The organism is Streptomyces capoamus, from assembly GCF_014654935.1.
Taxonomy (GTDB): domain Bacteria; phylum Actinomycetota; class Actinomycetes; order Streptomycetales; family Streptomycetaceae; genus Streptomyces; species Streptomyces capoamus.
In genome coordinates, this window is the sequence record NZ_BNBF01000023.1 from 54732 (window position 1) to 62440 (window position 7709).

At 71.2% G+C, this 7709-nt stretch carries 8 protein-coding genes, 1 tRNA gene and 1 pseudogene; 4 read left to right on the top strand and 6 right to left on the bottom strand.

All coding sequences use genetic code 11. The features are described from left to right. Positions 1-82 precede the first annotated feature (82 nt). Together IE312_RS29925 and IE312_RS29930 are read right to left on the bottom strand one after the other, a co-directional pair. Positions 83-538 (bottom strand): DoxX family protein, encoded by a 456-nt coding sequence (locus IE312_RS29925; RefSeq protein ID WP_189985408.1) that lies wholly within the window; start codon positions 536-538, stop codon positions 83-85. A gap of 197 nt (positions 539-735) precedes the next feature. After that, positions 736-984 (bottom strand): DUF2277 domain-containing protein, encoded by a 249-nt coding sequence (locus IE312_RS29930; protein ID WP_189985409.1) that lies wholly within the window; start codon positions 982-984, stop codon positions 736-738. Between the two features lie 92 nt (positions 985-1076). On the opposite strand from IE312_RS29930, the gene IE312_RS29935 reads away from it, so the two are divergent. After that, positions 1077-1976: a ketopantoate reductase family protein gene (locus IE312_RS29935; RefSeq protein WP_189985410.1), complete on the top strand. Its 900-nt coding sequence runs from the start codon at positions 1077-1079 to the stop codon at positions 1974-1976. Positions 1977-2062: 86 nt separating this feature from the next. Further along, positions 2063-2410, top strand: a complete 348-nt coding sequence (locus tag IE312_RS29940) for a DUF8825 domain-containing protein (protein ID WP_189985411.1) — start codon at positions 2063-2065, stop codon at positions 2408-2410. Positions 2411-2464: 54 nt separating this feature from the next. Here IE312_RS29940 and IE312_RS29945 read toward each other — a convergent pair. Then, positions 2465-2536, bottom strand: a tRNA-Val gene (locus tag IE312_RS29945). A 143-nt stretch (positions 2537-2679) separates the two neighbouring features. On the opposite strand from IE312_RS29945, the gene IE312_RS29950 reads away from it, so the two are divergent. Beyond that, positions 2680-4074, top strand: a complete 1395-nt coding sequence (locus IE312_RS29950) for a coiled-coil domain-containing protein (RefSeq protein WP_189985412.1) — start codon at positions 2680-2682, stop codon at positions 4072-4074. A gap of 130 nt (positions 4075-4204) precedes the next feature. Beyond that, complete coding sequence (locus IE312_RS29955) at positions 4205-4816, top strand: DUF4383 domain-containing protein (RefSeq protein ID WP_189985413.1); 612 nt, start codon at positions 4205-4207, stop codon at positions 4814-4816. Here the strand turns inward: IE312_RS29955 and IE312_RS29960 are convergent. The 3 genes and pseudogenes from IE312_RS29960 to IE312_RS42455 all read right to left on the bottom strand — a co-directional run. Continuing rightward, the gene (locus IE312_RS29960; protein WP_229900592.1) at positions 4804-5940 is read right to left on the bottom strand and encodes an amidase domain-containing protein; all 1137 of its coding nucleotides are present in this window, start codon (positions 5938-5940) and stop codon (positions 4804-4806) included. The genes IE312_RS29955 and IE312_RS29960 overlap by 13 nt on opposite strands. Before the next feature lie 154 nt (positions 5941-6094). Further along, positions 6095-7387, bottom strand: coding sequence for a polysaccharide deacetylase family protein (locus IE312_RS29965; protein WP_189985414.1), 1293 nt, complete (start codon positions 7385-7387; stop codon positions 6095-6097). Between the two features lie 42 nt (positions 7388-7429). Next, positions 7430-7709, bottom strand: a pseudogene (locus tag IE312_RS42455) (transglycosylase domain-containing protein); the annotation flags it as partial.

Below are 7709 nucleotides of genomic sequence, written 5' to 3' on the forward strand. Positions count from 1 at the left end.
TGTGACAGAGGGTGCGCGGGGGGTTGGCGGGGCGGTCACCGAGGAGTCGCACGGCGGCGCCCCGCACACCCGGGAGGCGGGATCAGGCCGCCAGCGGGCTGCGCTCCGCCACGGGCTCGTCGTCCGCCGCGGCGCGCCGGCCGAGGAGCCGGTCCAGGCCGAAGGCGCCCGAGCCGGTGAAGACCAGCAGGAAGAAGCCCCAGCAGAACAGCACGGACAGCTCGCCGCCGTTCTGGATGGGCCACAGGGCCACCTGCTGGTGGACGTCGAAGTAGGCGTACGCCATCGAACCGGAGGCGACCAGCGCGGCCCCGCGGGTGCCGAGTCCGAGCAGCACCAGGCCGCCGGCGACGAGCTGGATGACGGCCGCGTACCAGCCGGGCCAGGTGCCGGCCGCGATCGTGCCGCCGTTGGTGCCGACGGCGCCGCCGAGGACGCCGAACAGGGAGGCGGCGCCGTGCACGGCGAAGAGCAGGCCGAGGACGATGCGGAAGAGCCCGATGGCATAGGGCTGAGCGGAGTTGAGACGTGCGGACATGAGGGGGTTTCTCCTGTTCGGTGTCGGACGGACCGGCCGGGGACGGAGCAGGCCGGCCGTGGGGACGGCGGTACCGAAGGGAGACCCAGGTTAGGGGTGCCTAATCAATGCTTGCAAGTTCAACATTTAGCCATATTGATGCGCTCACGTCACACATGACGCCAACTCCTTGACACAGCAAGGGTTGTGACGATGGATCAGCCGGCATCAGCCCGCTGTCCCGCCTCCCGCACCGGCCGTCCCCGCACCTCCAGCCCCCCGAGCAGCTCCGCCGTGGCCTCCGCCACCGCGGCCACCGCCCGCTCGAAGACCTCACGGTTGTGGGCGGCGGGGGCACGGAAGCCCGAAACCTTGCGGACGTACTGCAACGCGGCCGCGTGGATGTCCTCGTCCGTCGCCTCGTCGGGCAGCACGGGAGGGCGCAGCGTCTTGATGCTCCGGCACATGCGCCCAGTCTCGCGCAGCCCGCCGCGGCCTGCCATGATCACCGCGAGGCGGCCACCGACAGCCGGGGCCGACCACCGAAGGGAACAACTCCATGACCCACCCGCTCACCGTGGCCGTCCTCGGCCCCGGCGGCACCGGCGGACTGCTCGCCGCCCTGCTGTCCCGCTCCGGCCACCGCGTGATCTGCCTGGCCGGCGAGACCACGGCCGGCACACTGCGCCGCACCGGCATCACGGTCCGCAGCCGGCAGTTCGGCGACTTCACGGTCACCGTCGACACGGACACCGAGCTGCGCGAACCGGTCGACGCCTGCCTGGTCACCGTGAAGCACACCACGCTCGACGCCGCCCTCACCCGCGTCCCGCCCGCCGCCCTGGGCGACGCGCTGCTCGTCCCCCTCCTGAACGGAATCGAACACCCCGCGACCCTGCGCGCCCGCTACCGCCCCGACCGGGTCGCCCCGGCCGTGATCCGCGTGGAGTCCACCCGGACCGCCCCCGGCGTGATCGAACACGGCAGCCCGTTCACCGAGATCGACCTGGCCGGGGACGCCGTACCCCGCGACCGCCTCGACGTACTGGCCGGTCACCTCACGGCCTGCGGCACGACCGCCCGCGTGGCCGAAAACGAGACCTCGGCCCTCTGGGCCAAGATGTCCTTCCTCGCCCCGTTCGCCCTCCTCACCACCCGCTACGGCCTCCCGCTCGGCGCGGCCCGCACCCGGCACCGGGACGAACTGCAGGCACTGGTCGCCGAGACCGCCGCCGTCAGCCGCGCCTGCGGCGCCCCCGCGGACCCGGCCCAGGCCCTGGCCCGGTACGACGCCTTTCCGTCCACCGCCAAGTCCTCCATGCAGCGCGACGCCGAGGCGGGCCGCCCGCTCGAACTCGACGCCATCGGAGGAGCGTTGCTGCGCGCGGCCGGGCGGCACGGGGTGGCGGTGCCGGTGACGGAGCGGCTGGTGCGGGAGCTGCGGGCGGCTGGCCACTGAGGCCCGATCACTCGTTCGGCTGAACACTCCCCCAGAAGCCCGTCCGCCCCTCGCCACCTAAAATCGAACAGGCGTAGCATTACCGCGTGGCTACGACCTACGAATTCCCCAGTGACCTCCTCGCCGGTCAGGAGGAGCTGCACCAGGTCCGGGCCGAGCTGTCGGCCCTGCTCAAGCGGCTGCCCTGGTCGGTCGAGCCGATGGACGGATTCAGTGACGACACCGGCTGGCGCAAGGTGGAGCGGCCCGCGTCCCCGGGCTGGACGGAGGACGAACAGGCCGAGGTGGAGAAGCTGCGGCGCCGCGAGCACGAACTCGCGGTCTTCGTCAGCACCCACCGCTTCTGGGCCGAGCTGGCGGCGACGGACCGCGTGGACGCCCGCACCCGCCTGAAGCACGCCCACCAAGAGACGGAACAGACGGAGAAGGAGTAAGGAGTAAGGAAACGGAAGAGGCCCCCCGGAGACATCTCCGAGGGGCCGACCCGGTGGGCGCGGACGGTTTCGAACCGCCGACATCCTGCTTGTAAGGCAGGCGCTCTACCCCTGAGCTACGCACCCGGGAACAGGCCGTCAGCGTACCTCACCGGTGTCCGCGGGCGGAAAGTCGTGCCGGGTGGCGTGAACTGACCGGGCCGTGTGTTCGTCTTCAACGGGTGGGAGAATGGCAGCAGCCAGCGCGGACCAGGGCACGGGAGAGGGATGTGACGGCGACACCGGGCACGCCAGCGACTCAGCCGTACCCGTCGTCGTCCGCCGCGCGGGAACGGCGTGCGGGTGGACCGCTGCGGGATGTCCTGGTGCTCATGGGGCTGCCGGTGCTGGCCGCCCTCGCGTTGCCCGCCGCGTTCGCCGGCGGGGGCACCCGGCGCTGGTTCGGCGGCCGGGCGGAGAGCCAGCGGGCCGACGCGCAGGCCGCCAAGGACGCGGCGGCCACGGCGTTCTACGAACTCGACACCGCGCAGCGGGACCTGCGGATCTCCGTGGAGACCATCGCGGCGGTGGACGACTCCCCCGCCGCCCGGCGTGCCGTCTCCGACTTCGAGGCGCTGGGCCGGCGGATCGACGAGGTCAGCCGGCGCTACATCCAGGCCGTCGACGCGCATGACCTCGACCGGGACGATCTGGAGGCCGGCGCCGCCGCCCGGGCGAGGGCGGAGCTGACCGCGGCCAAGGACGAGTTGGTGGGGGTCCGGCAGGAGCTGGACCGGTTCGGCGGCTCGCTGGGGCCGCTGCTGGACAAGGCGGAGACGCAGCTGGTCCGGCTGGCGCCCGCCGTGGAGCGGGCCCGGCAGTCGCTGCTGGCGGCGAGCAACGCCCTGGACGCCGTACGGGAGAAGGGGCTGCGGGCCGACGAGCCGGCCGCGCGGCTGGCGGCCCTGGCGCCGGAGCTGACCAAGCTGAACCAGGGCGCCGGGCGGCACGGGGTGCAGGCGACGCTGGAGCGCGCCGAGCGGGTGCAGCGGGAGGCCGGGGCGATCAGGGCCGAGGCCGAGCGGCTGCCGGAGCGGGCGGCCGAGATCGACCACCGGCTGGTCAGTCTGCGGACCCGGGCCGAGGCGCTGACCACGCGGGCCGGGCAGGTGGAGCCGGTGCTGAGCGAGCTGCGCCGCCGGTTCGCCGCCGCCTGCTGGCAGGACTTGCAGCAGATGCCCGGGGAGGCCGCGGAGCAGGTGCGGCAGGCCCGGCTGAAGCTCGGCGAGGCGCAGGCGGCGCGGGAGGCTCAGCGGTGGGCGGACGCGGCGTCGCTGCTGTCGACGGCGCGGGCGCTGCTGAACGCGACGGACGAGGCGGTGTCGGCCGCCGGTGACCGGCTGGGCAGGCTGAACGCGGTGCAGAAGGATCCGCAGGCGGAGATCGAGCGGACCCGGTTCGCGATCCGGGACGCCCAGCGGCTGGCCATGACGGGCCGTACGACTCCCGATCCGCGGCACGCGCGGCCGTTGGACGAGGCGGTGGCCCGGCTGGAGCGGGCGATCGGCACGCTGGAGGGGCGGCACCCGGACTACTGGCATTTCCTGACGGAGACGGACGGGGTGCGGCGGGTTGTGGCGCGGGTGGTGACGCAGATCCGCGAGGAGCGCGGCGCGGGTCACTGACACGCGTGGCGCGGGACGCTGACGCGCGTGGTGTGGGGCTGTGGGGGCGGGCGCGCGTGTTGCCGGGTGGTGCGGGGCAGCGGATATTAAGAGGACGGATGGCCTCCGCTAGCGCCCGAGGGAGGCGGACATGGCCACACAAGCAGTGCGTTCGGGGAACGACCAGCCGCGGATGCGGCTGGACGACCACCTGCCCGTCGACCACCGGCTCAACCTGGTCTACCGGATCGGTGCGGGCCTGATCGGCGCGTTCCTGGTCGTCTTCGGCATCCTGGGCCTGGTCAACCACATCGGCTTCTTCAGCATCGGCGGTGACACGGTCGCCGGGCTGAACAGCAACGGCGCGCTGAGTGTGCTGTCGATCTGCATCGGCGCGGTGCTGCTGGCCGGCATGGTGATCGGCGGGAATCTGGCGTCGACCCTGAACATGGTGCTGGGCGTGCTGTTCCTGCTGAACGGCTTCCTGTTCCTGGGCCTGCTGGACACGAGCAGCAACTTCCTGGCCTTCAAGATCCAGAACGTGTTCTTCAGCTTCATCGTGGGTCTGCTGCTGATGACGTTCGGCATGTACGGCCGGGTCGGCCATGCCCTGCCGCACGACAACCCGTACTGGCGGGCCCGCCACCCCGAGCCCTCCCCGCAGGAGCAGCGCGCGCGGCTGCAGGAGCCGGTGCGGCAGGAACAGCGGGAGGTGCCGGAGCGGCGGGGGCCGCGTCAGCCGGGACCGGGTCAGGTCCTGTAGGCGTAGAACGCCGCGTTCGGGTACGAGGCGACGAGGCTGGCCACCGACCTGTTGTAGGTGTTGGTGGAGTGGTAGCTCACGTACGGCAGGCCCCGGCGGTCCCGGTAGGTGACGATCATCGAGTGGTCCTTGGACCCGTCGCGGTTGAAGTCCATCTGCAGCACGTCGCCGAGGTCCAGCTGGTAGACGTTGGCGAGGCTGGTGGCCCGCTTGGAGGACAGGGCGAACCAGGAGAACTCGTTGACGCCGACGAACGAGTCCGACTGGATGTCGGAGTTGCCGAACCACTTGTGGAAGTCGTTCGTGTAGCCGGGTACGTGCTTCCAGCCGCCCGCCTTCAGGGCCTGGCTGACGAAGTTGGTGCAGTCGCCGCCGGCGCCCTGCCCGTTGAAGTCGGGGTAGGCGGGGTTGTAGTTGTTCCAGTACTTCTGGGCGTAGGCGACCATGGCCTTGTAGTCGTAGCCGGTCGCGGAGAAGTTCTTCGCGTTGGCCGGTGCGGGCCAGGTGGTGGCCGAGCGGGCCGCCGAGGGCGGGCCGTCGTCCTCGCCGGTGGCCTTCACCGAGGTGACGGCGGGCTTGGCGACCTGGTTCACCGCGAGGTAGCCGTCGTCGGTGTCCCGGATGCCGGTGAGCTGCCAGGTGCCGTGGCGGTCGGCCTGGAAGGTCAGCTCGTGGTGGGCCTGGAAGCCGGTGGACTTCGGGCCCTTGGCGGGCGCCTTGTCGTAGGCCAGCGTCGTCGTCTCGGTGACGGCGACCTTGGCGCGGCGGCCGTTCACCTGGGTGGCGTCGAGCGTGACCTTGGTGCTGCCCGCGTGGTACGTCTCGCCCAGTCGGGCGAGCTTGCTGCGGCGGTCGCGCAGCGTGTCCAGGGCGGTCTTCTCCTGGCGGGTCTGGCCGCCGGACAGGCGCACGGATCCGGAGAAGCCGGACGCGTGCCGGGTGTCGGCCTTGCCGGTGCCGTCCACGAGGGCCTGGGTGCGGTCGGTGAAGACCGCGTCGGCCAGCCGCTGGAAGGTCGCCTTGGTGGCCGCGTCCACCGTCGGGTCGTCGGTGACGGCCGCGCCCGCGCTCCAGTTGGGCACGAGGGCCACGCCCGCGACCACCGAGGCGGCCGCGGCGGTCACTATGGCCGTGCGACGCCGGCCACGGCTCAGTCTTCTAGATTTCAATGATGTTCCCCTCTACGCCGGTACACCTACCGGGCGAGGGGCATCTTGCCACGGCTGGTGCGACGGATGTGAAGGGGGTTGCACAAGTGGAACGTCCGGCGCGTACTTGTCACTTGACGACGGCGGACCAATCGGGCGACTGGGCGGGGTCGAGGCTGCGCAGGGCGGCCAGGGTCTGCGGCTTCTGCGCGTCGAGCCAGTCCGCCAGCTCCCTGAAGGAGACGCACTTGACGCCCTTCTTGGTGCAGACGTTCTTGACCACCTGGTCGATGGATTTCATGTAGATGCCGCCGTTCCAGTCCTCGAAGTGGTTGCCGACGAACAGCGGGGCCCGGCTGCCGTAGTAGACGCGGTTGAAGCCGGCCATGTAGGAGTCGACGGTCTGCTGCTGCCACTGCGAAAACTTGGCCGGGTCGCCGTGGGTCTCGCCGTCGGACTGGTTGTAGAGAAAGTTGAAGTCCATGGACAGGCCCTGGTACTTGCCGCTCTCGTACGGGAGCATCTGGAGCGGGAAGTCCCATATGCCCTCCTTCTTCGAGGGCCATATCTGGAAGTCGCCCGGGGAGCTGGCGTCGTAGCGCCAGCCGTAGTCCTTGATGGCCTTCAGCAGGTTCGGCTGGCCCTCCAGGCAGGGTGCCCGGCCGCCGGCGACCTCCTTCTTGAAGTCGAAGGGCAGCGGCGGGAGGTCGGTGAAGCCGGTGTTCGTCTTCCAGCGCTCCACGAAGGAGTAGAACTGGTCGATCTCGCTCTTCCACTCCTTCACGCTCCAGTCGCCACCGCCCTTGGCCCCGCAGAAGTGGCCGTTGAAGTGGGTGCCGATCTCGTTGCCGTCCTGGTACGCCTTGCCCAGTTGCTCCACGGTGGTGCGGATGTGGTCGTCGGTGGCGTAGTCGATGGCGGCGTCGCCCGGGGAGTGCATGGGGCCGTGGTACAGCGCTTTCTTGCCCTTGGGCAGCAGGTAGATGCCGGTGAGGAAGAAGGTCATGTGGGCGTTGTACTGCTGGGCCAGCTCCCGGTAGTGCGAGAAGAGGTGGTCGCTGCCCTCCAGTGCGCCGTCCCAGGAGAAGACGACGAACTGGGGCGGCTTCTCGCCGGGCTTGAGCGGCACCGGCTTCAACTGTCCCTTCTGCGGGCCGGTGTAGGAGGTCGAGCCGTCACCGAGGACCTTGGTCCTGCCGTCCCATCGCGGCGTCGGGCTGGCCTTCGGCGCGGTCCTGGGCTTCTTGCCCGCGACGGCGGCCGGGGTGCCGTCGCTGTCCGTGCCGGACAGCGCCAGGAACCCGGCCACCAGCGAGGCCACGACGAGGAGTGCGGCCAGCGTCAGGATCTGCGGCCGGGTGGCACGGGGTGTGCTGCGGCGGGCGGCTCGACGGCGGCCTGAGGACGACATCTTGCGGGGCATGCGCGGCTCATTCTGCGGAAGGGGAGGGTGCACGGGCCCGGCTCAGCCGAGGCCCGTCGCTGCCGACCAGAGGGCATACGGGACGCTGTGGGCGGAGGTGCCGGCCAGGCCTTCGAGCGGCAGGGGTTCCAGGGACTTGGCCAGGTCGATCCGGTAGACGACGATCGCGGTGGACACGGTGTCGGCGGTGCCGACGTACCAGGCGGCGGTGTCCTTCTCGGTGGTGCCGGCCTTCCCCGACACCCCCGTCCGGCCGGCCGCCTCGGGGTGGGCGGTGCGGAAGGCGTCGGTGAGCGCCTCGGTGACCTGCTCGGCCGTCTTC

What these genes read in the sequence shown, in the direction of transcription:
- IE312_RS29935 (WP_189985410.1), top strand. Translation starts at nt 1,077, where the DNA reads ATGACCCACCCGCTCACCGTGGCCGTCCTCGGCCCCGGCGGCACCGGC.
- IE312_RS29965 (WP_189985414.1), bottom strand. Translation starts at nt 7,387, where the DNA reads ATGCCCCGCAAGATGTCGTCCTCAGGCCGCCGTCGAGCCGCCCGCCGC.
- IE312_RS29925 (WP_189985408.1), bottom strand. Translation starts at nt 538, where the DNA reads ATGTCCGCACGTCTCAACTCCGCTCAGCCCTATGCCATCGGGCTCTTC.
- IE312_RS29955 (WP_189985413.1), top strand. Translation starts at nt 4,205, where the DNA reads ATGGCCACACAAGCAGTGCGTTCGGGGAACGACCAGCCGCGGATGCGG.
- IE312_RS29930 (WP_189985409.1), bottom strand. Translation starts at nt 984, where the DNA reads ATGTGCCGGAGCATCAAGACGCTGCGCCCTCCCGTGCTGCCCGACGAG.